Raw genomic sequence first — 26,206 nt, 5'->3', positions numbered from 1 at the left:
TGCGGTGGCAGGGTGGTCCCATGCGGGGGTACGAGGAGATCCACGTCGACGAGCGGCTGCGCGAGCTGGCCGGGCAGCTGCACGGGCCGGCCCGGCTCAAGGCCGATCTGCTGACCGAGGCGCGGCACGCGCTGGAGGACGCCGTCGAGGCGTACCGCGAGGGGGGCCTGCCGGTCGCGGAGGCCGAGCGGCGGGCGGTGGCCGAGTTCGGCACTCCGGCCCAGCTCGCGCCCGGCTACCAGGCCGAGCTGGCCGCCGGCGCGCTGCGCGGGCTGGCGCTGCGGGCGCTGGCGGTGGCGGCGGTGCTCATGGTCGGCGGCGACCTGACCTGGCGGGGGGCGAGCTGGAGCGACGGTCCGCGCCCGCCGGAGGGCTATCTGCTCCTCTCCGCCTCGGTCAACGGCATCTGGGCCGTGATCGCCGGGCTGGCGCTGGCCGGGCTGCTGCTCGGCCTGCTCGCCGCCCGGTACGCCACACCCGGGCTGCCCCGGCTGGCCCGCGCGGTGGGCTTCGGGCTGACCGGCGGGCTGGCGGCCGGCGCGGCGGCCGGCGCGGCGCTGTTCGGCTGGTCGGTCCACCTCTGGGACGCGGCGCTGACCTGGCCCCCGATGATCATTGGCGCGGTGCTCGTCAGCGCCGCCTGGTTCGCGCTGGCCCGGGCCGCCCGCTACTGGCTGCTGAGCGCCCGCGGCCCGCGGGTCGCCGGCTGACCGCGGCTCAGGCCGTTGCGGCGGGCGGCTCGTCGGCGCCGAGGAAGCGGCCCACGGTGGCACTGAACTCGCGCCAGCCCGCGCGCTCCCCGGCGAGCGCCCGGCCACCGGCGTCGGTGAGCTGGTAGGTGCGCCGTTCCCGGCCGTTGACCGTGCTCCAGTCGCTGGCCACGTAGCCGGCGCGTTCCAGGCGGCGCAGCGCCGGATAGATGGTGCCGGTGGGCAGGTCCAGGGTGCCGCCGCTGCGGGCCCGGAGCGCCTCGATGATCGCGTAGCCGTGCAGGGCGCCCTGCTCCAGCACCGCCAGCAGCAGCGCATCCAGGTGTCCGTGCAGCGCCTGGGCCTTCATGCGTAGGAAGCCTACTTGTCCGCGGGTCGGGACGCCACCGGGGTGCGGCTCCCGGCGACGGCGGGACGCCCACTAGGGTATGTGCGCAGAGTCACTCGGCGGCCGAGCGCCGCCGGGTGGGCAACCCGAAAGCACACGGAGGTCAGCGTGGCCCGCCAGTCGCCCCAACGGCCCGACGCCGACGAGCCCGAGCTCGACGACACCACCGCGTCGACCGCAGCAGACGAGGTCGAGGTCGACCGCTCGGAGGCCGACCGCGCGCTCTGGGACGAGCTGCGGATCGACCCGGTGGAGATCGCCCTGCCCGCCGGCACCGGCTTCACACTGCGGGCGTACCGGCCGGCGCGCGAGCTGACCCCGACCGACGTCGCCGAGCGCGACCAGGACGACCCCTTCCTGGCTCGTCGCCAGGTCGTCGAGACCGAGGACGACGAGGAGGTGGTGATCCTCGACGAGGAGTTCGCCGCCCTCGCCGCCGAGGAGGACGAGGACCCCGACGCCGCGGAGCGGGCCGGGCGCCGCCGGCGCGGCAAGGCCGAGGCCGCCGCTGACGAGGACGCCGACGGGAACGCCGAGGACGCCGACGAGGCCGAGGCGGACGAGGACGAGGACGAGGCCGCCGCGGGCGACGAGGAGGTCCCCGCCTTCCTCACCCACCGCGGCAAGCTGCTGCTGTTCAAGACCCCGGAGTCGCTGGTCAGTTTCATCCGTTCCGGTGCGCCGAACGACCTGTCTCAACTGGACAGCTGGAATGAACTGTCTGAACGGGTTGAACCGGCCGACATCGCCCCGCTGGACGAGGACACCTACGAGCTCGACCTGGTAGTGGAGAACCTCCGCGGCGGCCACGACGCGTGGGACCCGACGCTGTTGATCGAAGCCGGCGAGGTCGCGCGTGACCTGGCGTACGCGCTGCGGCTACCGGCCGTGCTCGACATGCTCTCCGCCGGCTCCAGCCTGGACGACCTGGACGAGGCGCTGCGCGCATCTGTCAACGGCGGAATCGGTGGATTCCTGGGCCGGCGCCGGCTGAAGAAAATCGGGGCACAAACCGCAAGTTTGGGTTGGCGCACCATTGTCGGCAAGATCTCTGCTGTTGTGGACTGGCGCGACTGACCCGGAGCGGGGAGCATCAGTCTCTGGCAGAGCAAGACCTGTGTCCCGGGAGGAGGACGACGCCGTGGCGCTCGTGCGCGTGTACTGCGGTCTGGCCTCGGCGGATTCGGCCGACCGGTCGGCTTCGGTCGGATCGACGCTGACGTCCGCTGTGGTCGACGACGCAGGCCGTCTGCTGCATGTCTGCGAGATCGGTGACGAGCCGGCTGGCTACGCCCAGCTGGTCGCGCTGCTCGTGGAGCGGTCGGGCGGGCCGAGCGGTGCGGCCATCGCTGCCGACAGCGACGACCACACGGTCACCTCGCTGCTCAGCGCGGCGGGTCGGCCGCTGGCGATCGCGGACGACGACCTGGTCGACGACTTCGCCGAGCGCTTCGCCGACGACGACTCGCTGGAGGAGATGCAGTCCCCGCCGGCCGAGCGCCGGGCGGTCGGGCTGGCCCGGGCGCTCCAGGCCGGCGCGCTGTCCGCGGTGACCCTCCCGGCGCCGCGCGACCTCGCCAACTACAAGCAGGTCCTCGCCGCGCACGCCGCACTGGCCAGCGGCCGGCACTCCGCCGCGGTGGCGCTGCGCGAGGTGCTCCGCGAGCTCTACCCGGCCGCGCTGCGCGCGTACCCCGACCCGGCCGAGCCGGTTTCGCTGGCCGTCCTCGACGCTCTGCCCGAGCCGGGCATGCTCGTCGGCACGGTGGCCCGGGGCCGCGAGGTCGCGGTGGCGGCGGACGCCGTCGCCGCCCACCTGGCCGCCGAGGGTGTGGCGGACGCCGACACCATCAACGACGCGGTGACCGCGCTGCGGGTCGCCATCTCCGAGACGCCCCGGCGGGCCACCGTCAACCGGGCGCTCACCGCCGCCGTCGCGGAGACCGTGCGGCAGGCGGTCGCCTCCGTCCGGGCCTGCGACGCCGGCTGCGACGCGCTGGTCGGCGCGCTCAGCGCCCGGGTCACCACGCCGGCTCCGGTGCCCGGTCGCCGGGCCGCCGCACGCCGCGGCGAGCAGGTCGAGGAGCTGGTCCCCTCGGCCCCCGCCGGGCTGCGCCCGGTGCGCCCGGCCGAGCCCGAGCCGGTCGCGGAGCAGGTCGCCCGACGCAGCCGTCCCGAGCCGGCCGCCGGGGTGGTGGGTCGGCGCAACCGTCCCGAGCCGTCCGGTCCGGCCGCCCCGGCCTCGCCCCGGCCGCTCGGCCCGCCGCCGGTGGCCCCCGCGCCGGTCGCGCCGCCGCCCGTCGCCCCGGCGCCGGTCGCCCCGGCCGCCTCCCTGGGCCGGCCGGCCTCCGCGCCGCCCGCCCGCCCCGAGCCGACCGGCGCCCCGCTGCCGTCGCGGGTGGACGGTCCGACCAACCGGCCGATCTCCGCCCCGCCCCCGCCACCGCCCGGGATCACCCCGATCGCCCCGGCGCAGCGCGGTGCCGTGCCGCCGGCCGATGCCGGGGAGCCGTTCCGCCCGACGCTGACCACCGCGGCCATCAACAAGGCCCGGGCCGAGCGGCAGCGCACGGTCATCCCGCCGCGTCCCAAGACCAACCAGGAGCCGCCCACCGGCGGCTTCAGCGCCACCGACCTGACCATCCCGGTGCCGACGCCCCGCCCCGGGCAGGAGACCGCTCCCCCGGGCTCCCGGGCCAACTGGCCGCTGGTCAACACGGGCGACGACCAGGGCGACCGGGCCAAGGAGGCGCCGGCCTACCCGTACGGGCGGAGTGTGGACGCGCCGAGCGACCCGGGCCGGGTCACCCCGCCGTGGCTCGCCGACGACCTGCCGCAGGAGCCGCCGATGTTGCGGCTGGTGGAGCCGCCGCCGCTGGCCGACCGGGCGCTGCGCAACGAGCTGAGCCCGCCGACCGACCCCGGGCTGGAGTCGCCGCCGCTGCGGCTGGTCGACCGGCCGGAGGCCAACCGGCCGAGCCGACCGGCGCCCCGCGCCGAGGTGCCCACCCCGCTGGAGCGGCGTCCCGCGCCGAAGGAGCACCGGCCACCGCCGGTCTCCGACGAGGGCGACGGTGACCTGCTGATCTTCGCGCAGGCGAAGTCCGCCTGGTTCGTCGGGCACGGCGACGAGGCCGACCTGGAGTGGGCGACCACCGCGGACACCGGCTGGCAGGCGGCCGAGCAGGCGGCCCGCCCGTCGGTGGGCGCGGAGACCCAGGCCGGCCTGCCCAAGCGTGTCCCGCAGGCCAACCTGGTGCCCGGCTCGCCGCTACGCGAGGAGCGTCCACTCCGGATCGTCCGCAACGCGGCCAGCCTCGCCGAGAACACCACCGGCTACTTCCGGGGTTGGCGGCGCGGTCAGGAGATCGGCGGCTTCGCCGTCGGCGGTCGCCCCGGCCGGGAAGCGGCCGGCGGCTGGGACTTCAGCCGGGACACCGGCGACCGCGACGACGACCGGGAGTACGAGTACCGGTCCGCGGGCTACCGGTCCTGATCGGAGTCCCACCCCACCCCACCCCCGTGTTCCTGCCCACACCCGGATAATTTGACGCCGGACGCGGCCGGCCGGGAGCATACCCGGCGGACCAGCTGGCGGCGGATGTTCGCCGGGGGTGGGAAGGCGGCTCCAATGGCGACACCGGCGTTCGACTCCTCCGTGCTCACCCGTCGGGGTGTCCTCGCCGCGGCGGCCGGCAGCCTGCTGCTCGCCGGCTGCGGGCAGCAGGGCGAGCGACCGGAGGAGGAGTCGTCGGCCAGCAGCGCCCCCAGCAGCCAGGACCTGGTCGTCGGCGCCAGCCTGGAACTCAGCGGCCGGGGCGCCGCGCTCGGCATCCCCCAGCAGCGCGCCCTTGAGATCACCGCGGACGCGCTGACCAGGGCCGGTGTTCCGGTGGGCAACCTGCGGCGGTCGGTCCGCCTGGAGATCCGGGACAACCGCAGCAACCCCGGGGAGGCGGCGCGGCAGGCGGCCGATCTGACCCGCGCGGGCGTGCAGGCCCTGGTCGGCGGCACCCTGGCGGAGACCTCGGTGGCCATCGCGGAGGCGGCCCAGAAGGTCAAGACCCCCTTCCTCTCGCTGGGCCTCGGGGACGGCGTCGTGCTGCCGCTCGCCGCGCGCACCTTCAGCTTCCAGCTCACCCCGGACGCCGTCGATGTGGCCCGCCGGCTGGCCGACCTGGTCGAGACGCAGCGCGTACGGCGGGTCGCCCTGCTGGCCGCTGACGGGCTGCACGGCGACTCCGGCGTGCGGGCGATGCGCGCCGCGCTGCGCGGCAGCGACGCGGACCTGGTCCGCACGGTCCGGCTGCCCGCCACCGGGCGGAGCTTCGCCGGCGCCGCCCGGCGGATCGCCGGCGCCGAGCCGGACGGCGTGATCGTGTGGGGCGCCGCCCCGAACTCGGGCGTGGCCGCCCGGGAGCTGCGCCGGGCCGACTACCGCGGGCCGCTCTTCTTCGACGCCAGAGCGGTCGCCGAGGACACGCTCGGCGCCGCCAACGCCGCCGCGGTCGAGGGGGCGTACGCCGTGCACCCGGCCTGCCTGGCCACCTCCACGCTGACCGCGACCACCAGGGCCGAGCTGGAGCGGCGGGACTTCAACTACCGCTACACGCAGCGGTACGGCACCTCCAACACCTTCGCCCCGTACGCGTCGGACGCGCTCCAGCTCCTGGCCGCGTCGGCGCGGATGGCCACGAGCCTCGACCGTGGACGGTTGCGGGCGTTCCTGCAGACCCAGGTGGCCGAGGGCATCGCCGGCGGGTACGCCTTCACGCCCACCCGGCACGGTGGCATGGAGTCCGACTCGCTCGCCGTCTATGTGGTCGCGCAGGGCGCCTGGCGCCTGTACGCCTGACCGTCCGAGCCGGACCGTCCCCGCAGGACGGTCACCGGCCGGCTGCGCAGCGTACCGAGCGGCGGACAGCGAGAAGCGCCCGGTGGCCGATGGCCGCCGGGCGCTTCGTCACCGGGTCAGGCGGGGGCGACGGCCCGCGTGCGCCGCATGGTGAGCACGTACTCGACCAGCGAGATCAGCACGTGCTTCGTCGACTCCCGGTTACGGGCGTCGCAGGCCACCACCGGCACGTCCGAGGAGATCGCGAGCGCGTCCCGGACGTCCTGCGGGTCGTGGTACTGCATCCCGTCGAAGCAGTTGATGGCCACCAGGTACGGCAGCCGCCGATGCTCGAAGAAGTCGATGGCGGCGAAGCAGTCGGCCAGTCGACGCGTGTCGACCAGCACCACGGCGCCGATCGCACCCCGGACCAGTTCGTCCCACATGAACCAGAACCGGGTCTGACCCGGCGTACCGAACAGGTACAGGATCAGATCGCGGTCGATCGAGATACGACCGAAGTCCATCGCCACCGTGGTCGTCGTCTTGCCCGGCACCTGCCGGGTGTCGTCGACGCCCACGCCGGCGGAGGTCATGATCGCCTCGGTGGTCAACGGCGTGATCTCCGAGACCGAGCCGACCAGCGTCGTCTTGCCGACGCCGAATCCACCGGCGATAACGATCTTCGCCGACGTCACGCGCCCGCTCGGGGCCGGCGGCCGGTGCGACATGTCAGAGCCTGCGAAGTCCACTCAGCACCCTCTCCAGCAGTTCAGTGCCCACCGCGTCGTCGGAGTCGTCCAAAATGGTCGGCTCGTGGACCGCGACCAGGCCGTCCGTCGCCATGTCGGCGATGAGCACCCGGGCCACGCCGAGCGGAAGCTGCATCCGCGCCGCGATCTCGGCAAGCGACTGCACGCGTCCGTCACACAGCGCGGCGATGTACTGGTGCTCCCGGCCCTGGCCACCGTTGCCAGTGGCAACTGACCGGCCGCGCACCGTCGTTTCGACGAGCGCCTCCAGGGCGATCTCGAGCCGGGGGCGGGTACGACCGCGGGTCACGGCGTATGGACGGACCAACGCTCCGGTCGGTTCGTCACGATCGACCATGTCGCCGCTCACCTCCTTCGTACCCGGCACCGGCTCGCCCCGGTGGTGTTCGTCCTTGTCGTAGTTGTTGCCGCTTCTGACCCACCGGTCAGCGCGTCGTTCAGCCCATCATCCCGACAGCCGTGCGCGGCTGCGGGGTCAGAGCGTCGCCCACCCGGTCGACGAGCAGGGCCATCTCGTAACCGACCTGCCCGACGTCGCAGCTGCGCGCGGCGAGCACGGCGAAGGACGAGCCGTCCGAGATGGACATCAGGAACAGGAAGCCGTTGTCCATCTCGACGACGGTCTGCAGCACCGCCCCGCCCTCGAAGCAGCGGGCCGCGCCCTGGGTCAGGCTGACCAGACCGGACGAGATCGCCGCCAACTGGTCCGCGCGGTCCCGCGGGAGATCACGGGACGAAGCGAGGAGCAGGCCGTCGGCGGAGACGGCGACCGCGTGCGCCACACCGGGCACCCGGTCGGCAAAGTTGGCCAGCAGCCATCCGAGATCCTGCGTAGTTGTCATCCTTGTTGCTCCTTCTGCCCGCTCCCGGCCACTGGGCCTGAGCCAGACTGCGAGGACTGCTGCCCGCCCGGAGTCCCCTCCGGGCCGGTGGAGTTGCTGTCGGTCGGGTTGTGGCGCCCCCGCTGCACGCCCCGATGGTAGGCCGAAAGCAGACCCCGTACGCCTTCCGGCGTGCGGCGCTGCACCGACGTGGACGGCTTCTCGACGCCACCGGGCACGAGCTGCGCCATCGGCGTCCGCTTCGGCAGGCCCTTCTGGGTGGTCTCCTCGACCGGGACCTCCGTGGCCGCCGACGCGGCCCGCCAACCGTCGTCGGCCGCGGTCTGCCAACCGGGACCGGGCTGCGGCGGGGCGGCAGGCTGCCGGGTCGGCAGCGCACCGGCGTAACCGGGACGGGCACCCCCGTTCGTCGAGCCGTTGTCCTGCGGCGCTCCGCCGGCCGTCGGAGTGTGTGCCATCGGTGTGTTACCTGTCGTCCCGGGTGGTGTCTGCTGCACGGCCCGACCGGCGGCGTCGACCTTGGCGAACTGCTGGGTCGCCGCGCCGTTGGACGCGGCCGGCTGTGCTGCGGCCGCCTCCTCTTTGGGCCCCGGCCGGCTGGTGCGGAACCAGGCCGACTCGAGCTCCCGGAAGATCGGCAGTTCCATCGTCTCGTCCGCGTACCGCTGGCGGTTGCCCGGCTGCTGCGGGGGGGCCGGCCGCTGCGCGGGGGCCGGCGCCGGCCGGTTGGCGACCGGCGGAGCCTCCGAGCGGTTGGCGGCCGACTGCGTCTCCGGGCGGTTGACCCGGGGCAGCTCGGTGGTCATGTCCAGGCCGGCGGCGAGCCGCTCCGGCAGCGCCGGAGCCGCGGCCTGGTCGGGTGTGGCGACCGGCGGCCAGACCGGCGGGGCGCCGACGTGCGGCGCCGGAGCCGGCGGGGCGGGACGCGGCGGCACCTGGTTCACCGGCGGCACCGAGACCGGGTAGCCCGCGCTGGGCGCGGCCGACACGGGCTGACCGGAGACCGGGGCCCCCGACACCGGGTAACCGGAGACCGGCGACGCCGACACCGGGTAGCCGGAGACCGGGTAGCCGGAGGTCGGGTAGCCGGAGGTCGGGTAGCCGGAGGTCGGGTGCCCCGAGACCGGGACACCGGAGACCGGCGGCAGCGGCGGCGCAGACACCGGCGGGACCGGCGGGGCGGAGGCCGGCGGCGGGTTGTACGGCCGGAACTCCGGGCTGCTCGGCAGCTGCCGCGGGATGGCCGGCTGCTGGCCGGTGGAGGCCGGGTCGGCCTCGGCCGGGTTGCGCCGCTGCGGCAGCGGGTCGATCGGCTGGCCGTTCGTGTTGCGCGGGGCGAAGCCGTCACCGCCGGCCAGGGCGCCGGCGCCCGTCAGGTCGGACCAGGCCGGCATCGAGCGGGCCCCGCCCGCGTTGGCCGGGGTGCCGGAGCCGTTGCGCGACGCCGGGTCGAAGGGCCGCCCGCCCAGGGTGACCTGGTTGCCGGACGCACCGGGGTGCGGGACCGGCGGCGGAGTGTGCGGGCCGTTGCCCAGGGCGGCCAGGGCACCGAAGGCCGGCGCGGGACCGCCCTGCTGCGGGCCGCCGGCCGGGAGGGCCGGCGCAGGCTGACCGCGGCCGGCGAGGGCCCGCGGCACCAGGACCGAGGTGGGCAGCGTGACGTCGGCGACGGTGCCCCGGTCGGCGCCGGGCCGCAGCTCGACCTTGACGCCGTGCCGGGAGGCCAGCCGGGCGACCACGACCAGGCCCATCATCCGGGAGACCGCCACGTCCACCTGCGGCGGCGTGGCCAGCCGCTCGTTCAGCTCGCGAAGCTGCTCGTGGCTGATGCCGATGCCGCGGTCCTCGACGTAGAGGGAGGCGCGGTCGCCCACCCGCCGGGCCTCCACCATGATCTGCGAGTCCGGCGGGGAGAAGGCGGTGGCGTTGTCGAACAGCTCGGCGACCAGGTGCACCAGGTCGTTGACCGCGTGCGCGGAAACCTCGATGTCCCGGTCGATCACGCCGAACTCGATCCGGGTGTAGTGCTCGACCTCGGACTGGGCGGCGCGGAGCACGTCGATCAGGGCCGCCGGCTCGCGCTGCACGCGGGTGGAGTCCGCGCCGGCGAGGACCAGCAGGTTCTCGTCGTTGCGGCGCATCCGGGTGGCCAGGTGGTCGAGCTGGAACAGCTCGGCCAGCCGGTCCGGGTCCTCCTCGCCGCGCTCCAGCCGGTCGAGGTGGCCGATCAGCCGGTCGACCAGGATCTGCGACCGGCGGGCCAGGTTGACGAACATGGTCGCGACGGAGGCCCGCAGGGCGGCCTGCTCGGCCGCGGTCCGGACGGCCTCCAGGTGGACGGCGTTGAACGCCTCGGTCACCTGACCGAACTCGTCCTTGCTGCGCACCGGCAGCGGCTCGGCGATCTGGTTCGCCAGCTGCACCGGGGAGAGCTGCCCGGTGACCTGCGGGTCACGCAGCCGGGCAACCGCCTGCGGCAGGCCGTACTGGGCCACCGAGAGGGCGCCCTGGCGCAGGTCGCGCAGCGAGCGGGCCATGGAGCGGGCGACCAGGTAGGCGAAGAGGATGGCCAGCAGCAGCATGCTGAGCAGCAGGCCGGTCTCCAGGAACACCTGGCGCTGGGTGTCCGACCGCACCTCGCCGGCCTGGCGGACCACGTTGCCGTCCAGCCGGTCCTCGACCGTGCGGATCAGCTTGGAGTTGGCCACCATGGTCGCGTCCCACTCGTCCGTCCCGAAGGGCGGCTTCGACAGGTCGCCGGAGCTGTTTGCCCGGATGAGGCTGGTGTAGCGGTCCGCCTTGCGCAGGTCGGAGCCGGAGACGGTCTGGTCGAAGAACTCGGAGTCGTCCTGGTTGGCGACCGCCTTGAAGCTCTCCAACGCCTGCGTCTGACCGGTGCCGCTGGCGATGAACTGCTCGCGCAGGTTCGGGGTGAGGCGCTTGCCGTTCAGCGCCTCGTGGACGATCACCCGGCGCTGGGCCAGGTATTCCTTCTGCCGGGCGACCGCGGCCGCGGCGCGCATCCGGTCGCTCAGGTCGTTGTCGCCGGCGAGCTGGATGGCCGAGTCGCGGATCGTCAGCAGGTCGCTGATCAGGGACTCGTACGTCGTCTGCGCGGCGTCGCTGGTGAGCTTGCCGTTGGAGACCTGGCTGCGGGTGCCCGGGAGATCGGCCAGCCCCTGGTCGACGACCTTCAGCTTGGACTCGAAGGTGCGCGGCAGGTCGTCGATCTCACGGCGCTGCCCGGAGTAGGGCACCTTCGCCTGGTCGACCCGCTGGTTGGCTCGGTTGTAGGACTCCTGGTACTGCGCCCGCGTCTGCACTTCCGTCGAGCCGAGGAAGAGCACCGAGGCCACCCGCTCGTCCTGGAGCGTGTCGGCCAGGTCACCCGAGTAGGCGATCAGGTTCGCCAGGTCACCGGCTCGGTTGGCATTGTTGAGCGTCTCCAGGTGGTCGACCAGACCGCTGGTGCCGACCACGACTGTGGCGATGGTCGGCACGATCATGATCAGGCCGAGCTTGGACCAGATCGGCATGTCGCGGAGCCGGCTGGCCGGCCGGCTCAGACGCGACAGGAAGGAGCCCGCCGTCGTTGGCCGTTTGCTCACGTCACCGCCCTCGCATTACCGCGTCCGGCGTCACCTGAGGGCAACGCCGAGCGACCGACCCGGCGGGTCGGACCTCCGAGATTCCATCACGCCGCCCCGCAAAGAGAAAGCCCAGGTTGTCCCTCGCCGGAGGTGTGATGAGATGTTGATGCAATTTGATAGCAATCCGTCTGGCCGGAGTCACTGAAGGTAATGGAACACCCGCACCGCGTCGTCCTGCTCGCTGGCCCTTCCGGCTCCGGAAAGTCGTATATAGCCGAACGAACCGGACTCCCTGTCCTCTGCCTCGACGACTTCTACAAGGACGGCGATGACCCTACGTTGCCACGCCGGGACGGAGAGGTGGACTGGGAGTCGCCGCTGTCCTGGGATGCGGACACAGCGGTGGAAACAATCGCCCGACTGGCCCGGGACGGCAAGGCCGAAGTGCCGGTTTATGCGATCGGCGCGGACCGCAGGGTGGCCACTCGGCCATTCGACGTCGACGGATCGCCACTTTTCGTCGCCGAAGGGATCTTCGCCGCCGAGATCGTCGCGGAGTGCCGCCGGCGCGGGCTGCTCGCCGGGGCGTACGCGCTGCGCCGCCCCCGCGGCGCGACCTTCGTCCGCCGGCTCACCCGCGACCTGGCCGAGCAGCGCAAGGCGCCCCGGGTGCTGATCCGGCGCGGGGTGGCGCTGCTGCGGGCGGAGCCGGCGGTGCTGCGCCGGCAGACCGGGCTGGGCGCCGAGGCGGCCCGGGCCGGGCAGGTGCTGCGCCGGGTGGCCGCCCTGCTCGCCGGCCACCCGCGCCGGTCGTGATCAGCCGATCAGCTTGGCGTAAGCCGGCTTGATCACCTCGTCGATGATCTTCAGCCGCTCGTCGAACGGGATGAAGGCGCTCTTCATCGCGTTGATGGTGAACCACTGGAGTTCCTTCCAGCCGTAGCCGAAGGCGTCCACCAGCAGGGCCATCTCCCGGGACATCGAGGTGCCGCTCATCAGCCGGTTGTCGGTGTTGACCGTCACCCGGAAGCGCAGGTCGCGCAGCAGTCCGATCGGGTGGTCGGCGATCGACGCGGCCGCCCCGGTCTGCACGTTGGAGGAGGGGCACAGCTCCAGCGGGATGCGCTTGTCCCGGACGTACGCGGCCAGCCGGCCCAGCACCGGCGGGTTCCCGGGCGTGATGTCGTCGACGATCCGGACGCCGTGCCCGAGCCGGTCCGCGCCGCACCACTGGATCGCCTGCCAGATCGACGGCAGCCCGAACGCCTCGCCGGCGTGGATGGTGAAGTGGAAGTTCTCCCGCTGGAGGTACTCGAAGGCGTCCAGGTGCCTGGTGGGCGGGAAACCCGCCTCCGCGCCGGCGATGTCGAAGCCGACCACCCCGGTGTCCCGGTGCCGCACGGCCAGCTCGGCGATCTCCTGCGAGCGGGCCGCGTGCCGCATCGCGGTGAGCAGTGTGCCGACCCGGATCGGGGTGCCCGCCTCGGCGGCCAGGGCGCTGCCCTCCCGGAAGCCGGTGACCACCGCGTCGACCACCTCGTCCAGGGTCAGGTTCTGCTCCAGGTGCTGCTCGGGGGCGAACCGGACCTCGGCGTAGACCACCCCGTCGGCGGCCAGGTCGAGTGCGCACTCGCGGGCCACCCGGCGCAGCGCGGGCCCGGTCTGCATGACCGCCACGGTGTGCGCGAAGGTCTCCAGGTAGCGCTCCAGCGAACCGGAGTTCGCCGCCTCGGCGAACCAGCGGCCCAGCGCCTCCGGGTCGGTGCTGGGCAGCTCGTGGCCAACCTCGGCGGCCAGCTCGACGATCGTCGCGGGCCGCAGACCGCCGTCGAGGTGGTCGTGCAGCAGCGCCTTCGGGACCTTGACGATGTCCTCGTACGAGATTGCCATGCACCGACCCTAGTCACCGACTGTCCTGACGAGGCACCGGACCGGGCCGGCTCACGGCCGCCAGCCGTAGACCCGCTCGACCGTGAGGCGGACCACCAGCCGGCCGTCGGCCACCATGGCCGCCCGGTAGTCCGCCCAGTCCGGGTGCTCGCCCCGGATCCGCCGGTAGACCTCGACCAGCTCCTCGACCGTGGCGTCGTCGGGCGCCGCGGCCGGCGGGGTGAGGGTCACCCGCCCCTCGGCCACCGCGTACGCCCCGCCGTCGGCCGTGCTGACGTGGAAGCTGGCCCGCGGGTCGCGCCGGAGGTTGCGCACCTTGGCCCGGTCGCCGGTGGTGGAGCAGCGGATCAGCCCCGGCTCGGCCAGGTAGTCGAGGTTGGAGAGCTGCGGCCGGCCGTCCCGGCGCAGGGTGACCAGCACCCCGCGGCCCCGCTCGCCGAACAACTCCCACAGCCGCGCGGTCACGCCGGCACCCGCAGCGGCGCGAGCGCGACGGCCAGCCGGGCCAGCTGGTCGAGCATCTGGTCCGCGGCCGCCTCCCGGCCCGGATCCGGTCGCAGCTCGCCGGCCCCGTCCAGCGCCTGCCGCAGGAAGACGGTCACCGCCTCGTTGACGGGCACCATGTTCAACGTGGTCACCACCTGCTTGATCATTTGAACCGCACGCAGGCCGCCGGAGGTCATGCCGTAGCTGACGAAGCCCACCGGCTTGTGCCGCCACTCGTGGTAGAGGTAGTCGATCGCGTTCTTCAGCGGCGCGCTGAAGCTGTAGTTGTACTCCGGCATCACCAGCACGAAGGCGTCCGCGGCGGCGATGGTCGCGCTCCAGGACCGGGTGTGCTCGTGCAGGTAGATCCCCTCCGAGGGGTGGTGCGGCTCGTCGTGGAAGGGCAGCCCGACCTCGGCGAGGTCGACCAGGCGTACCTCGTCGAAGCCGGCGTGGCGGACGGCGGCCGCGGTGAACCAGTCACCGATCTGCCGGCCCACCCGGCCGGGTCGGGTGCTGGCGACGATCACGTTCAGGCGGGGCATGGCGGGGTCACTCCTGTGGGGACGGGCCGGACCGGGGCCGGCATGGTGAGTCGGGGAACGAGGTACTGGACGAGCGGCCCGATGGCGACCGCGTAGAGCACGGTGCCGGGGCCCACGGCGCCGCCGAGCAGCCAGCCGGCGGCCAGCACGGCGAGTTCGATGCCGGCGCGGGCCCGGCCGAGCGGCAGGCCGTGCGCGGCCAGGCCGGTCATCAGGCCGTCGCGCGGGCCGGGACCCAGCCGGGCCCCGAGGTAGAGCGCGGTGGCGACGGCGTTGAGCAGGATCCCGGCGGCCAGCAGGGCGATCCGGCCGGCGAGCGAGCCGACCGGCGGCAGCAGCGTCAGCGTCGCGTCCAGCGCCGGGCCGACCAGCGCGACGTTGGCCACGGTGCCGGCGCCGGGGCGCTGCCGCAGCGGGATCCAGAGCAGCAGGACGACCAGGGCGACGGCGTTGACCAGCACGCCCATCGGCAGGCCGGTGCGGGCGGCGAGGCCCTGATGGAGCACATCCCACGAGCCGAGGCCGAACCCCGCGCGGACCATCAGCGCCACGCTCACCCCGAAGAGGGCCAGGCCGGCCAGGAGCCGGACCAGCCGCCCCAGCAGTTTGGTTGACATGTCATCGACCGTAGGTGGGCTTTGATGACATGTCAACCACTGGGCTATGATCGGCGCATGGACGGACCACGGTGGTTGGACGAGCGGGAGGACCGGGCCTGGCGCGGCTACCGCCGGATGCGCCGCCTGCTCGACCTGGAACTGGCCCGGGAGCTCACGCAGGACGCCGGGCTCTCCGAGCCGGACTACGACGTCCTCTCCGACCTCTCCGAGACGCCCGACCAGCGGCTGCGGCTCAGCGAACTGGCCGACCGGATGCTCTGGTCGCGCAGCCGGCTCTCCCACCACATCTCCCGGATGCAACAGCGCGGCCTGGTCACCCGGGAGGAGTGTGCGACCGACGGCCGCGGCTCGGTCGTCGCGCTCACCCCGGTCGGCCGGCGGGCCATCGAGGCGGCTGCCCCCGGGCACGTGGCCGCCGTCCGCCGGCACCTCATCGACCTGCTCACCGCCGAGGAGATCGCGGCGCTGGGCGCGCTGACCCACCGGGTGGTCAACCACCTCGCCGGCCGACCGGCCCCGGAGGCCTGACCGTGGACGCCCGCATCCTGGCCCGACTGCGCTGCCCGGTCTGCGGCGAGCCACTGGCCGAGACCACCGCCGGCACCGCCCGGGCGTTGCAGTGCCCGCGCCGGCACAGCTTCGACATCGCCCGCCAGGGGTACGTGAACCTGCTCGCCGGCCGCGCCCCGCACACCGGGGACAGCGCCGAGATGGTCGCCGCCCGCGCCGACTTCCTCGCCGCCGGCCACTATTCCACCGTCGCCGCCGCGCTCGCCGAGGCGGCGAGGCAGATCGCGTACGGCGTGGACGGCCCGACTCCGGCTCCCCCCGCCGCCTACCCCCTGGTCGTGGACGCCGGGGCCGGCACCGGCTGGTACCTCGCGGCGGTGCTGGCGGCGCTGCCGGACGCGGTCGGCCTGGCGCTCGACGTCGCCAAGCCGGCACTGCGCCGGGCGGCCCGGGCCCATCCGCGCGCGGCCGCGGCGCTGGCCGACACCTGGCAGCGGCTGCCCCTGGCCGACCGCTCCGCCACGGTGCTGCTGAACGTCTTCGCACCACGCAACGGCGCCGAGTTCCACCGGGTGCTCGACCCGGCGGGCGCGCTGCTGGTGGTCACCCCGGCCGCGGACCACCTCGCCGAACTGGTCGACGCGCTCGACCTGCTCCGGGTGGACCCGGCCAAGGCCGACCGGGTCGCCGGCAGCCTGAACGCGCACTTCACCGAGGAGTCGGCCACCGAGCACCGGGCCCGGCTGGAGCTCAGCCGCACCGAGGTGGCCACCCTGGTCGGGATGGGTCCGAGCGCCTGGCACGCCGACCCGGCCAGGCTCGCCGAGCGGATCGCCGCGCTGCCCGAACCGGTGCCGGTGACCCTCGCCGTGCGGCTCGGCGTGCACCGGCCGCGCTGACCACCGTCGCTCAGGTGGACAGGTCGACCTCTTCCCAGCCCGGCGGCTCGTCGTGGTACGGCCCGCGCAGCACCACCGCCCACTCCAGCGCCCACCGGCGCTGCCCGATGGCGTTCGCGTCCACCAGCCCGGGCAGCGCCAGCCCGGCCTCCTCCGTCTCCAGGTACGCCCAGTCCAGGCAGTAGTGCAGGTCGAGCAGGGCGGCCGCGTCGGCCGGATGCTGCGGGGCGGCCAGGATTCGGGCCCGCCACTGGCCGAAGTTCTCCCCGGTCACCAGGTTCGGCATCCGCTCGACCAGCCGCTCGTCGACCGGCACCGTCGGGTCCAGCTCCTTGGCCAGCCCGAGCACCCAGGCCAGCGAGAAGAGCGCGTCGTGGTGCAGCACGAACGACCGGTGGTCGCCCTTGCCCCCCATCACGAACTGCCACTCCGGCGGGGTCACCATCTCGACCAGGTGCGACTCCAGCAGCCAGCTCATCGCCGCCTGCGCCGGCATCCCGAAGCAGCGGGCCAGGATGACGTGCAGCACCGCGATCCGCGCCTCGATCTCCGGGGTGGGGCGCAGTTCGATCTCGTCCCCCGGCTCCCAGACCAGCGGGAACTGCGGGGGCGGCAGCGGGAGGCCCAGCCGGGACAGCTCGTCGAGGCTCGCCTCACGAACGGCCCGGGGATCGGGGGCGGGTACGCGCACGGCTCAGGTCCCTGTCTGCTCGCAACGGCTCATCGCCGGTCGGTCCCCCCTGGCCTGCGAGAATAGCGGCTCGGTCGGCACCGCACCATGACCGGGAAAGATCAGCCGATCCGCTCGATCACCAGCGGTGCCGCGGCGGGGGCCTCGGGCGCGATCCGGACCGCCCGCTCCGCCTCCGCCAGCGCGGCCGGGATCCGCTCGGCGTGCTCGGCGCGCAGCTCGTACAGGGGCTCGCCGGCGCGTACCGGGTCGCCGGGGCGCTTGTGCAGCACCACACCGGCCGGGATGCTCACCGGGTCCTCCTTGCGGGCCCGGCCGGCGCCGAGCCGCCAGGCGGCCACGCCCATCGCGTACGCGTCGATCCCGGCCACGTAGCCGTCCTCGGTCGCGGTGACGACCTCGACCTCGGGGGCCTTCGGCATGGGAGCGTCCGGGTCGCCGCCCTGCGCCCGGATCATCGTGCGCCAGGCGTCCATGGCCCGGCCGTCCCGCAGCGCCGCCTCGGGGTCGGCGTCCGGCAGGCCGGCCGCGGCCAGCATCTCCCGGGCCAGCGCCAGGGTCAGCTCCACCACGTCGGCCGGGCCGCCGCCGGCCAGCACCTCGACCGACTCGGTCACCTCGACCGCGTTGCCGATGGTGCGACCCAGCGGGGTGGACATGTCGGTGAGCAGGGCGACCGTGCGCACCCCGTGCGCCCCGCCCAGCTCCACCATGGTCCGGGCCAGCTCGCGGGCGTCGTCGACGTTCTTCATGAAGGCGCCGGAGCCGACCTTCACGTCGAGCACCAGGGCCCCGGTGCCCTCGGCGATCTTCTTGCTCATGATGGAGCTGGCGATCAGCGGGATGGCCTCGACGGTGCCGGTGACGTCGCGCAGCGCGTACAGCTTGCGGTCGGCCGGGGCCAGCCCGTCGCCGGCCGCGCAGATCACCGCGCCGACGTCGCGCAGCTGGGCGATGAACTCCTCGTTGCTCAGCGCGGCCCGCCAGCCGGGGATCGACTCCAGCTTGTCCAGGGTGCCGCCGGTGTGGCCGAGGCCCCGGCCGCTGAGCTGCGGCACCGCCGCGCCGCAGGCCGCGACCAGCGGGGTCAGCGGCAGGGTGATCTTGTCGCCGACGCCGCCGGTGGAGTGCTTGTCCACGGTCGGCCGGGCCACCGGCGACAGGTCCAGCCGCTCGCCGCTGGCGATCATCGCGGCAGTCCACCGGGCGATCTCCGACGCGGTCATGCCGCGCAGCAGGATCGCCATGGCCAGCGCCGACATCTGCTCGTCGGCCACCAGCCCCGTGGTGTACGCGTCGACCACCCAGTCGATCTGGCCGTCGCTCAGCACGCCCCCATCCCGCTTGGCCCGGATGACGTCAACCGCCGTGAATGCACTCATCAGATGTTCTTCCCTCGTCGTTCCGGAACCGATCCCCCAGCTCAGGCGGGGGACCAGCGGATCGGGATCTCCAGGGGCGGTTCGCCCTCGCCGGCCCAGAAGATGGTGCCCGACGCGTCCACCACAACGACGCGCGGCGTCCGAGCCAGCCCCCAGGTGATCGCCTCCGCCGGGTCGTCCCAGGTCGGGCCCTCCTCCAGCACGCCGGTCTCGGCGCCCTCGGTGTCCCCGGCCGACCGCTCCCAGTACGCCGTCCAGACCTGCTGCCCGGCCGAGAGGTCGGGGTGCACGAAGACGGTGCCCCGCCCTCGCCAGGCGGCCAGCCGCTCCGGGACGACCGGCACCGGCGTCTCGCCGGTCACCGCCTCCAGGTCCTCCACGCCGAACGCGTGCGGCAGCAGCTCGGCCATCCGCAGCGTGCCGCCCTTCGCCTCGATGAGGCACTCCGGGCCGCCGTTCTCCCACAGCAGCTGCCGGCACCGGCCGCACGGCATCAGCGGTTCGCCGGTGGCGTCGACGCAGGACAGCGCCACGATCCGGCCGCCGCCGGTGGCGTGCAGCGAGGAGACCACGCCGCACTCGGCGCAGAGGACCACGCCGTACGCGGCGTTCTCCACGTTGCAGCCGACCACCACCCGGCCGTCGTCCACCAGGGCGGCCGCCCCGACGGGAAACTTCGAGTAGGGCACGTACGCGTGCCGCATGACCTCGGTGGCGGCGGCCCGCAGCCGCTCCCAGTCGATCTCCATCACGACTCCCATTCTGCCCAATTCACGCTGATCGGTCGCGGTGGCGGCCGGAGACGACCGTGCCCGGCGGGTCCACCCCGCCGGGCACGCTGCGTCACGGGCGGTCAGCCCTTGATGTACGGCTTGCCGTCGGCGGCCGGCGCCCGGACCCTGCCGACCAGCCCGGCCACCGCCAGGATCGTCGCCAGGTAGGGCAGCATGGCCAGGAACTGGCTCGGGATGCTGCTGCCGATCGCGCCCAGGTAGGTGGCGAGCTGGTCGGCGAACCCGAAGAAGAGCGCGGCGAGCAGCGCGCCCGTCGGGCTCCACCGGCCGAAGATCAGCGCGGCCAGGGCGATGAAGCCCTTACCGCCGATCATGTTCTTGGTGAACGAGTAGAGCGCCAGGGTGTACGAGGCGCCACCGACGCCGGCTACCAGCCCGGCCATGATCACGTTGCGGTAGCGCAGCCGCAGCACCCGCACGCCCAGCGTGTCGGCGGCCGTCGGGTGCTCACCCACCGACCGGGTCCGCAGGCCCCACCGGGTACGGAACAGCGCGATGTGGATGACCAGCACCAGCAGCAGGCCGACGTAGAGGAAGATGTTGCCCCGGAACAGCGCCGGGCCGATCAGCGGGATGTCCTTGAGCAGCGGGATCTCCCAGTTGCTGAACCGCGGCGCGCTGTTGTACTTCGTCGCGTCGGTCTGCATCAGCCGCTCGTAGAGGAAGCCGGTGACGCCCACCGCCAGCAGGTTGAGCACGATGCCCATGACCACCTGGTCGACCAGGTAGCGGATGGCGAAGACGGCCAGCAGCAGCGAGATCAGCGCGCCGCCGATCGCGGCGGCGACCAGGCCCACCCAGACGCTGCCGGAGAGGCTGCCGAACAGCGCGCCGGCGAAGGCGCCCATCAGCAACTGGCCCTCGATCGCCACGTTCACCACGCCGGAGCGCTCGCAGAGCACGCCGGCCAGCGCGCCGAAGATCAGCGGCAGGGCCAGGATGAACGTGCCCCGGACGACGTTGACCAGCGGCATGAAGTTGCGGCCCTCGGGGGCGGCGGAGACCTGCCAGCACAGGAAGCTCAGTACGAAGGCGACCAGCCCCACGCCCAGCACCAGGGTGAACCAGCGCTTCGGCACCCCGGCGAGCAGGGCGGCCCCGGCCGCGGCGGCGATGATCCCGAAGAGGATCGCGCCGACCGTGCCGTTGATCTCCAGGGCGGCGCCGCCCTCAGTCTCGCTGAGCGTGAAGCGGGCCTGCTGGTCGGTGGCGAGCGCCCCGAACAGCACCGTGGCGAGCACGCCCAGCGCCAGCAGGACGGCTCCGGTCTTGCGGACGCGCGTCCAGAAGCCCTCGTCGACCGCGGTCACGGCGACCTCGGGGACAGCGGTGGTGGACATGCTCACCAGCCCTTCGCGAGGCTCGTCTGCAGCCGGGCCGCGCGGGCCGCCCGGAGCTGGAAGATCGCCTTCACCATGGCCGGCGCGGCGATGAAGATGACGATGAGCGCCTGGAGCACGGTGACCAGCTCCAGCGAGATCCCGGAGTACGACTGCATCCGGTTGCCGCCGGCCTGGAGCGCGCCGAACAGCAGCGCGGCCAGCAGCACGCCCCACGGCTTCACCCGGCCGAGCAGGGCGACCAGGATGCCGTCGAAGCCGATCTGCGCGATCACCAGCGGGGTCAGCGCGTTCGCGGTCGAGCCGAGCACCATGTTCGACCCGCCGAGGCCGGCCAGCAGACCCGAGATCACCATGACCAGGACGTACGTCTTGGTCACGCTGATGCCGGCGGTCCGGGCGGCGTCCGGGTTCTCGCCGACCGCGCGCAGCTCGAAGCCGATCGTCGAGCGGTTCAGCAGCCAGGCGATGAACCAGGTCGCCAGCACCGCGACCAGGATGCCGGCGTGCACCCGCAGGTTGTCGCCGAGCAGCCGGGGCAGCTGGGCGGAGGACTCGACCGGCTTGCTGATCGCGTCGGACCGGTTCGGGTTCTGCACCCCGCTCTGGACGATGATCCAGGACAGGAAGTAGACCGCCACGTAGTTGAGCATGATCGTGTTGATCACCTCGTGGGCGCCGGTGCGCGCCTTGAGGATGCCCGGGACGAAGCCCCAGAGGGCGCCGCCGAGCGCGCCGGCGAGCAGCGCAACGAGCAGGTGCACCCCGGGCGGCAGCGGCAGCGCGAAGCCGGCCACGGCGGCCAGGACGACGCCGATGGTGGCCTGGCCCTGGGCGCCGATGTTGAACAGGCCGCCCCGGAAGGCGAGCGCGACCGCCAGGCCGGTGAAGACCAGCGGCGCGGTGTAGGTGAGCGTCTCCGAGATCGGGCCCATCGCGGCGGTGAAGCCGACCGCGTCCGGGTCGAAGATCGCACCCTTGAACAGGTTCGCGTACGCCTCGCTGACCACCGTCCAGCTGGCGTTGAACGCGTCCGCCGGGCGGGCCGTGATGTAGCCGTAGGTGGCCAGCACCTCAGGGTCGGAGACGATGATCAGCACCGCGCCGACCAGCATGGCGAGCAGCACCGCGAGCACGGTCACGGTGACCGTGTTGGCCGCCCAGAGGTTGTCCAGGAAGAGCCGGCCCAGCGTGGGGCGGGGCTCCTCGGCCGGGGGCTGCTTCGTCGCGGTGGCGGGCACCGCCCGCTCGGTGTCGCCGGCGGGCGCGGGCGGCGTCGCCCGGGATTCTCGCCGCGCCTCCTGCGCCTCGGTCGCCGGCTCCTTGTCCGGGGAGCCCGACACCGGGTCTGGGTTGGTCATGCCTCCTCCTCGTTGCCAGGGCGGTCAGCGGTCGTGGTGGCGGTGTCCGGCGTGATGCCGGCCATCAGCAGGCCGATCTCCTCGCGCGGGGTGTCCGGGCCGACGATGCCGATGATCCGGCCGCGGTACATCACCGCGATCCGGTCGGCGAGGCCGATCACCTCGTCCAGTTCGCTGGAGACCACCATGACGGCGGTGCCGATGTCCCGCTCGCGGATGACCCGGCTGTGGATGAACTCGATCGAGCCGACGTCCACGCCCCGGGTGGGCTGGGCGGCGATGAAGAGCTTCAGCGGCCGGGACAGCTCCCGCGCCACGATCACCTTCTGCTGGTTGCCGCCGGAGAGGGTGCCGACCGCCGCGTCGGCCGAGGAGGTGCGGACGTCGAACTGCTCGATCCGCTCCTTCGCCGACTTCGCGATGGCGTCCGGCTTGAGCGAGAGCCCCTTGCCGAAGGGCGGCCGGTCGTAGATGTCCAGCACCAGGTTCTCCGCGACGGAGAACTCCTTGACCAGGCCGTCGACGCTGCGGTCCTCCGGGACGTACCCGACGCCGGCGCGGAGCACCTTCTTGGTCGACCAGCCGTGCACGGCCTCGCCGTCGAGGGTGACCGAGCCGGCGAGCACCGGGCGCAGCCCCATGATCGCCTCGATCAGTTCGGTCTGCCCGTTGCCCTGCACGCCCGCGACGCCGAGCACCTCACCGGCGTGCACGGTCAGGTCCACGCCGTCGACCGCGCGTACCTGCCGGTCGTCGTCGACGACCAGGCCGGCGACCTCGAGCATCGGCTTGCCCGGCTGCGCCGGCTTCTTGTCCACGGTCAGCCGGACGCTGCGGCCCACCATGAGCGCGGCCAGCTCGTCGCGGCTGGCGCTCGGCTCGGCGGTGCCGACCGTCTTCCCGCGCCGGATCACCGTGATCCGGTCGGCGATCGCCTTGACCTCGCCCAGCTTGTGGGTGATGAACACGATCGACTTGCCGGCCTCCTTGAGCGACCGCATGACCGTGAGCAGTTCCTCGGTCTCCTGCGGGGTCAGCACGGCGGTCGGCTCGTCGAGGATGAGCAGGTCGACATCGCGGGTGAGGGCCTTGACGATCTCCACCCGCTGCTGGATGCCGACCGGCAGGTCCTCGATCACCGCGTCCGGGTCGACCCGGAGGTTGTACCGCTCGGAGACCTCGGCGACCTCGCGCCGGGCCCGCCGGCGGTCGAGGAAGCCGGTGAAGCTTCCCTTGGTCTGTTCCGCGCCGAGCATCACGTTCTCGGCCACGGTGAAGACCGGCACCAGCATGAAGTGCTGGTGCACCATGCCGATCCCGGCGGCGATCGCGTCGGACGGGCCCTTCAGCTTCAGCGGCTTGCCGTCGACCAGGATCTCGCCCTCGTCGGGCTGGTACAGCCCGTAGAGCACGTTCATCAGGGTCGACTTGCCGGCGCCGTTCTCGCCGAGCAGGGCGTGGATCTCTCCAGGCTCCACCGTCAGGTCGATGTGGTCGTTGGCGACCAGATCACCGAACCGCTTGGTGATGCCGCGCAGTTCGAGTCTCAGCGCAACCTCCTGGAGTGCGAGCGATGGTGCAGCGTAGCGGCCGCCGCGCCGCCACCGCGCCGGGTGGGGGTCCGTGGGGGATCAAGGTGATCGGCCGCCCCGACGTCGCGCGGGTCTTCCCGCGTGCGCCGAGGCGGCCGGATCGTCAAACCTGGTGCCCGCCGGCCCCCGCTGCCGATGATCTCACCGCGGCGGCCGGCGGAGCGGTCACTTGGTCGGCTGGGCCTTCGAGGTGACCGTGATGGTGCCGGCGGCGATGTCCGCCTTGATCTTGTCGACCTCGGCCTTCAGGTCCGCCGGGACCTTGCTGTCGAAGTCGTGGTACGGGGCGATCGAGACGCCGTTGTTGGCCAGGGTGCCGACGAAGCCCGGCTTGGCCTGGAGCTTCTCGCCGTTGGCGGCCTTCAGCACGGCGTCCTTGACGGCGTCCGGGATGTTCTTGACGACCGTGGTGACGAGCGCCGGGCAGTTCGGGGTGCTCTCGCAGCCGTCGACGTCCACCCAGACGACCGAGTACTTGCCGCCCGAGGCCTGCGCCGCGGCGGTGGTGCCGAGGCCGGCGCCACCGGCGACCGGCATGATGATGTCCGCGCCCTGGGCGACCAGCGCGTCGGAGACCTTCTTGCCCTCGTCCTGCTTGACGAAGTCGTTGGTGAAGGAGCCCTTCTGGGTGGCCTTGTCCCAGCCGATGACCTGGACGTTCTTGCTCTTGGCCTTGTTGTAGTAGGCCACGCCGTCGGCGAAGCCGTCCATGAAGATCGTGACCGGCGCGATCGGCAGACCGCCGTAGGTGCCGACCTTGCCGGACTTGCTCAGCCCGGCGGCCAGGTAACCGGCCTGGAAGGCGGCCTGAGCGGTGTCGAACTGCATCGGGTAGACGTTGTCCACGCCCGGGTTCGCGTCGACGATGCCGAACTGCTGGTTCGGGTTCGCCGCGGCGGCCTTCTTGGTGGCGTCCTGCATCAGGCCACCGACGGCCAGGATGAAGTCGCACTTCTGGTTGACGAACCCGGTCAGGTTGACCTCGTAGTCCGCCTCGGCCTTCGACTGGACGTTCTTGATGTCGATGTTGTCGTTCTCCTTCTTCGCCTCCTGAAGGCCCTTCCAGGCCGAGGTGTTGAAGGACTTGTCATCGATGCCGCCGACGTCCGTCACCATGCAGGCGCTGAACTTCTTGCCGCCGTTGCCGCCGGCGTTGTCGTCGTCCTTGGGGGCCTCACCACACGCGGCGGCGCCCAGCACGAGGCCACCCGCCACGATGGCGGAGGCGATCCGCATCCCACGCACAGAGCGCAAGACGTCTCCTTCCCATTGCACACCGCGTCGTGCGCGGTGGCAGCCCTTGCGCCGGCCTGCGGTGTGCGGCCGGCGTCCCACGTTACGGACGGGAGCGTACGCCCGCGCCCACCCACCGGCCGACAATCGTGCACGACTGTTGAGCGGTCGTTACCCCTACGTAACCGATGCGTGGGGCACATCACCTTTCGTGCCGGCGGCCTGCCGGAGAGGTGTCGCGAACGTCCGTTTCCCGTGGTCTTTCCGCTGCGCCGCGGGGCTACCGCCAGAAGACCGCCACCGCCGCGTTGACCAGCGTCAACCCGATGATCGCAAGGAAGTGCCCACGGTTCACGGACTCCCGCTTACGGGAGAAGAAGACCATGACAAAGATGAGCAGCGCGAGCACCAACTTGGTAACAAGCTTCGCCGGTGCCGGCTCGTCGCCGTCCCGCAGCGGGGCGGAAAGACCGATTCCGGTCAGCGGCCCGATCACCGAGCCCCAGAGCATGGCCGCGTTGATCCGCAGCCGGCCGCTGACGTACTGGGCGATCGCACCGCCGAGCAGCATCGCGAACCCGATCAGATGGACGTAGAGAAGGATCAGTCGAAGAGCTTCCACGCCGGCCATCCTCCCCTATCAACGACGCCTTGTAGTAGCCGGCCCGCCGAGGTGCCGTCATACCGTGACCTCGGCTGGGCGCCGGTCCGACGCCGGGCTGCCCGCGCCGGCGCGGACCTGCCGGCGGCCGACGAGGACCAGGGTGAGGCCGACCAGGGCGTAGCCGGCCAGCACGGTCACCGGCCGGCCGGCGCCCGCTCCGTCGAAGAACGCGGCCGAGCGCAGCAGCGTGCCGCCCGCACCGACCGGCAGGTACTGCCCGACCGCGCCCCAGGGCTGCGGCAGCAGCTCGGGCGCGGCGCCCACCGCGGAGAGCGGGTTGCCGACCAGGAAGACGAGCAGCGCGCCGAGCCCGATCCCGGGAGCGCCGAGCAGCGCGCCGAGGCCCGCCACGGTGCCCGCCGCGGCCAGTGCGAACAGCCCGATCGCGCCCGCCTCGCGCCACAGGTCGCCGTCGAGGACGCCGAGCCAGCCGTGCAGCACCGCGGCCCCCACGATGCCGGCCAGGACGGCGAAACCGAGCAGGCCGGCCAGCCGCGCCCGGCGCCGGGCGACCAGCACAGTCAGCAGTGCCCCGGCCAGCATGCCGGTCAGCGCCAACGGCAGGAACCCGGCGGCGAAGCCGGCCCCGCGCGGGTCGTCCGGGTCGCCCGGCACGACCTGCACCACCGGCACGGGGCGGCGGGCGGAGAGCTGCGTGGCGGCCTCGGTGAGCAGCGCGGCCACCGTCGGGCTCGCGGCCGGTGCGGTGTGCAGGGTGACGCCGTCCGGGCCGACCACGAAGGCGGCGTACGCCTCCCGGTCGCGCAGCGCCTGGTCGGCGGCCGGCGCGTCGGGCAGCGTGGTGACGGCGAAGCCGCCGGGGCGGGCCGCGGTGAGCCGGGCGGCCAGTTCGGCGGCGGCGGGCGGCGGCCCGGCGACGGCGATCGGCAGGTCGCGCGGCGCCAGGTGGGCGGCCGGCGCCGCGAAGAGGGGTACGAGCAGCGCCTGCACCACCACGGCGAGGCTGGCGAGCAGCGCGGCGAGCAGCCACGGCGAGCGGATCCGGGACGGGTGAGCGGGCATCTCCGCCTCCTTAAAACGAACGTTCGTTCTCTTGAACAG

25 protein-coding genes are annotated in these 26,206 nt (G+C 73.4%); 7 read left to right on the top strand and 18 right to left on the bottom strand.

Annotation, left to right across the window (positions count from 1 at the left end; genetic code table 11):
- Nucleotides 1-20: 20 nt before the first annotated feature.
- Nucleotides 21-710, top strand: coding sequence for a permease prefix domain 1-containing protein (locus tag ACFYPD_RS28335; protein WP_387119820.1), 690 nt, complete (start codon nt 21-23; stop codon nt 708-710).
- Between the two features lie 7 nt (nt 711-717).
- Here the strand turns inward: ACFYPD_RS28335 and ACFYPD_RS28330 are convergent, their stop codons facing one another.
- Nucleotides 718-1,059: a PadR family transcriptional regulator gene (locus tag ACFYPD_RS28330; protein ID WP_387119817.1), complete on the bottom strand. Its 342-nt coding sequence runs from the start codon at nt 1,057-1,059 to the stop codon at nt 718-720.
- 147 nt (nt 1,060-1,206) lie between these two features.
- Here ACFYPD_RS28330 and ACFYPD_RS28325 point away from each other — a divergent pair, with 147 nt between their 5' ends.
- The 3 genes from ACFYPD_RS28325 (at nt 1,207) to ACFYPD_RS28315 (ending at nt 5,953) form a co-directional block, all read left to right on the top strand.
- Nucleotides 1,207-2,175: a DNA primase gene (locus ACFYPD_RS28325; protein WP_387119814.1), complete on the top strand. Its 969-nt coding sequence runs from the start codon at nt 1,207-1,209 to the stop codon at nt 2,173-2,175.
- A 40-nt stretch (nt 2,176-2,215) separates the two neighbouring features.
- On the top strand, nt 2,216-4,594 hold the full coding sequence (locus tag ACFYPD_RS28320) for a transposase (protein ID WP_387119811.1): 2,379 nt from the start codon (nt 2,216-2,218) through the stop codon (nt 4,592-4,594).
- Nucleotides 4,595-4,729: 135 nt separating this feature from the next.
- On the top strand, nt 4,730-5,953 hold the full coding sequence (locus ACFYPD_RS28315) for an ABC transporter substrate-binding protein (protein WP_387119808.1): 1,224 nt from the start codon (nt 4,730-4,732) through the stop codon (nt 5,951-5,953).
- Between the two features lie 116 nt (nt 5,954-6,069).
- Here ACFYPD_RS28315 and ACFYPD_RS28310 read toward each other — a convergent pair whose 3' ends face one another.
- The 4 genes from ACFYPD_RS28310 to ACFYPD_RS28295 all read right to left on the bottom strand — a co-directional run bounded on the left by ACFYPD_RS28310 (nt 6,070) and on the right by ACFYPD_RS28295 (nt 11,155).
- On the bottom strand, nt 6,070-6,663 hold the full coding sequence (locus tag ACFYPD_RS28310) for an ATP/GTP-binding protein (RefSeq protein ID WP_387119805.1): 594 nt from the start codon (nt 6,661-6,663) through the stop codon (nt 6,070-6,072).
- 1 nt (nt 6,664) lies between these two features.
- Nucleotides 6,665-7,042, bottom strand: coding sequence for a DUF742 domain-containing protein (locus tag ACFYPD_RS28305; protein WP_091261430.1), 378 nt, complete (start codon nt 7,040-7,042; stop codon nt 6,665-6,667).
- A gap of 100 nt (nt 7,043-7,142) precedes the next feature.
- On the bottom strand, nt 7,143-7,547 hold the full coding sequence (locus tag ACFYPD_RS28300; RefSeq protein ID WP_089011242.1) for a roadblock/LC7 domain-containing protein: 405 nt from the start codon (nt 7,545-7,547) through the stop codon (nt 7,143-7,145).
- Nucleotides 7,544-11,155 (bottom strand): nitrate- and nitrite sensing domain-containing protein, encoded by a 3,612-nt coding sequence (locus ACFYPD_RS28295; RefSeq protein WP_387119801.1) that lies wholly within the window; start codon nt 11,153-11,155, stop codon nt 7,544-7,546. The genes ACFYPD_RS28300 and ACFYPD_RS28295 overlap by 4 nt, the downstream gene beginning before the upstream one ends.
- 459 nt (nt 11,156-11,614) lie before the next feature.
- Here ACFYPD_RS28295 and ACFYPD_RS28290 point away from each other — a divergent pair, with 459 nt between their 5' ends.
- Entirely contained in the window at nt 11,615-11,953 is a 339-nt protein-coding gene (locus ACFYPD_RS28290) for a hypothetical protein (protein ID WP_387119798.1), read from the top strand.
- On the opposite strand, the gene ACFYPD_RS28285 is transcribed toward ACFYPD_RS28290, so the two are convergent.
- From ACFYPD_RS28285 to ACFYPD_RS28270, 4 genes are read right to left on the bottom strand one after another with little or no spacing between them, the layout of a single operon-like run.
- Nucleotides 11,954-13,027 (bottom strand): adenosine deaminase, encoded by a 1,074-nt coding sequence (locus ACFYPD_RS28285; RefSeq protein ID WP_387119795.1) that lies wholly within the window; start codon nt 13,025-13,027, stop codon nt 11,954-11,956.
- A gap of 51 nt (nt 13,028-13,078) precedes the next feature.
- Complete coding sequence (locus tag ACFYPD_RS28280) at nt 13,079-13,492, bottom strand: PPOX class F420-dependent oxidoreductase (RefSeq protein WP_387119793.1); 414 nt, start codon at nt 13,490-13,492, stop codon at nt 13,079-13,081.
- Nucleotides 13,489-14,058, bottom strand: coding sequence for an NADPH-dependent FMN reductase (locus tag ACFYPD_RS28275; protein ID WP_387119791.1), 570 nt, complete (start codon nt 14,056-14,058; stop codon nt 13,489-13,491). The genes ACFYPD_RS28280 and ACFYPD_RS28275 overlap by 4 nt, the downstream gene beginning before the upstream one ends.
- A complete protein-coding gene (locus tag ACFYPD_RS28270) occupies nt 14,046-14,675 on the bottom strand; it encodes a YitT family protein (protein ID WP_387119788.1) in 630 nt (209 codons plus the stop codon). Before ACFYPD_RS28270 ends, ACFYPD_RS28275 begins: the two co-directional genes overlap by 13 nt.
- A gap of 57 nt (nt 14,676-14,732) precedes the next feature.
- Between ACFYPD_RS28270 and ACFYPD_RS28265 the strand changes: the two genes are divergently transcribed.
- Together ACFYPD_RS28265 and ACFYPD_RS28260 are read left to right on the top strand one after the other, a co-directional pair.
- Complete coding sequence (locus ACFYPD_RS28265) at nt 14,733-15,206, top strand: MarR family winged helix-turn-helix transcriptional regulator (RefSeq protein ID WP_387119785.1); 474 nt, start codon at nt 14,733-14,735, stop codon at nt 15,204-15,206.
- 2 nt (nt 15,207-15,208) lie between these two features.
- Nucleotides 15,209-16,087: a putative RNA methyltransferase gene (locus ACFYPD_RS28260; protein WP_387119782.1), complete on the top strand. Its 879-nt coding sequence runs from the start codon at nt 15,209-15,211 to the stop codon at nt 16,085-16,087.
- Between the two features lie 10 nt (nt 16,088-16,097).
- On the opposite strand, the gene ACFYPD_RS28255 is transcribed toward ACFYPD_RS28260, so the two are convergent.
- The 9 genes from ACFYPD_RS28255 to ACFYPD_RS28215 form a co-directional block, all read right to left on the bottom strand.
- A complete protein-coding gene (locus tag ACFYPD_RS28255) occupies nt 16,098-16,778 on the bottom strand; it encodes a DUF4272 domain-containing protein (RefSeq protein ID WP_387119780.1) in 681 nt (226 codons plus the stop codon).
- A gap of 101 nt (nt 16,779-16,879) precedes the next feature.
- A complete protein-coding gene (locus tag ACFYPD_RS28250; RefSeq protein ID WP_387119777.1) occupies nt 16,880-18,160 on the bottom strand; it encodes a thymidine phosphorylase in 1,281 nt (426 codons plus the stop codon).
- 41 nt (nt 18,161-18,201) lie between these two features.
- Nucleotides 18,202-18,909, bottom strand: a complete 708-nt coding sequence (locus ACFYPD_RS28245) for a cytidine deaminase (RefSeq protein WP_355054178.1) — start codon at nt 18,907-18,909, stop codon at nt 18,202-18,204.
- A gap of 104 nt (nt 18,910-19,013) precedes the next feature.
- Nucleotides 19,014-20,294 carry an ABC transporter permease gene (locus tag ACFYPD_RS28240; RefSeq protein WP_387119774.1) on the bottom strand — a complete coding sequence of 427 codons (1,281 nt, stop codon included), beginning with the start codon at nt 20,292-20,294 and terminating at the stop codon, nt 19,014-19,016.
- Between the two features lie 2 nt (nt 20,295-20,296).
- The gene (locus tag ACFYPD_RS28235) at nt 20,297-21,655 is read right to left on the bottom strand and encodes an ABC transporter permease (protein WP_387119771.1); all 1,359 of its coding nucleotides are present in this window, start codon (nt 21,653-21,655) and stop codon (nt 20,297-20,299) included.
- Nucleotides 21,652-23,145, bottom strand: a complete 1,494-nt coding sequence (locus ACFYPD_RS28230) for an ABC transporter ATP-binding protein (protein ID WP_387120001.1) — start codon at nt 23,143-23,145, stop codon at nt 21,652-21,654. Before ACFYPD_RS28230 ends, ACFYPD_RS28235 begins: the two co-directional genes overlap by 4 nt.
- A 267-nt stretch (nt 23,146-23,412) precedes the next feature.
- Entirely contained in the window at nt 23,413-24,483 is a 1,071-nt protein-coding gene (locus tag ACFYPD_RS28225) for a BMP family protein (protein WP_387119998.1), read from the bottom strand.
- A gap of 277 nt (nt 24,484-24,760) precedes the next feature.
- Nucleotides 24,761-25,102, bottom strand: a complete 342-nt coding sequence (locus tag ACFYPD_RS28220; protein WP_387119768.1) for a hypothetical protein — start codon at nt 25,100-25,102, stop codon at nt 24,761-24,763.
- A 57-nt stretch (nt 25,103-25,159) separates the two neighbouring features.
- Entirely contained in the window at nt 25,160-26,167 is a 1,008-nt protein-coding gene (locus ACFYPD_RS28215; RefSeq protein ID WP_387119765.1) for a hypothetical protein, read from the bottom strand.
- Nucleotides 26,168-26,206 lie beyond the last annotated feature (39 nt).

Origin of the sequence: Micromonospora sp. NPDC005299, assembly GCF_042872345.1 — a bacterium.
Lineage (GTDB): Bacteria > Actinomycetota > Actinomycetes > Mycobacteriales > Micromonosporaceae > Micromonospora.
The sequence above is the reverse complement of the archived record's forward strand: the minus strand, read 5'-3'. Positions and strand labels throughout refer to the sequence as shown.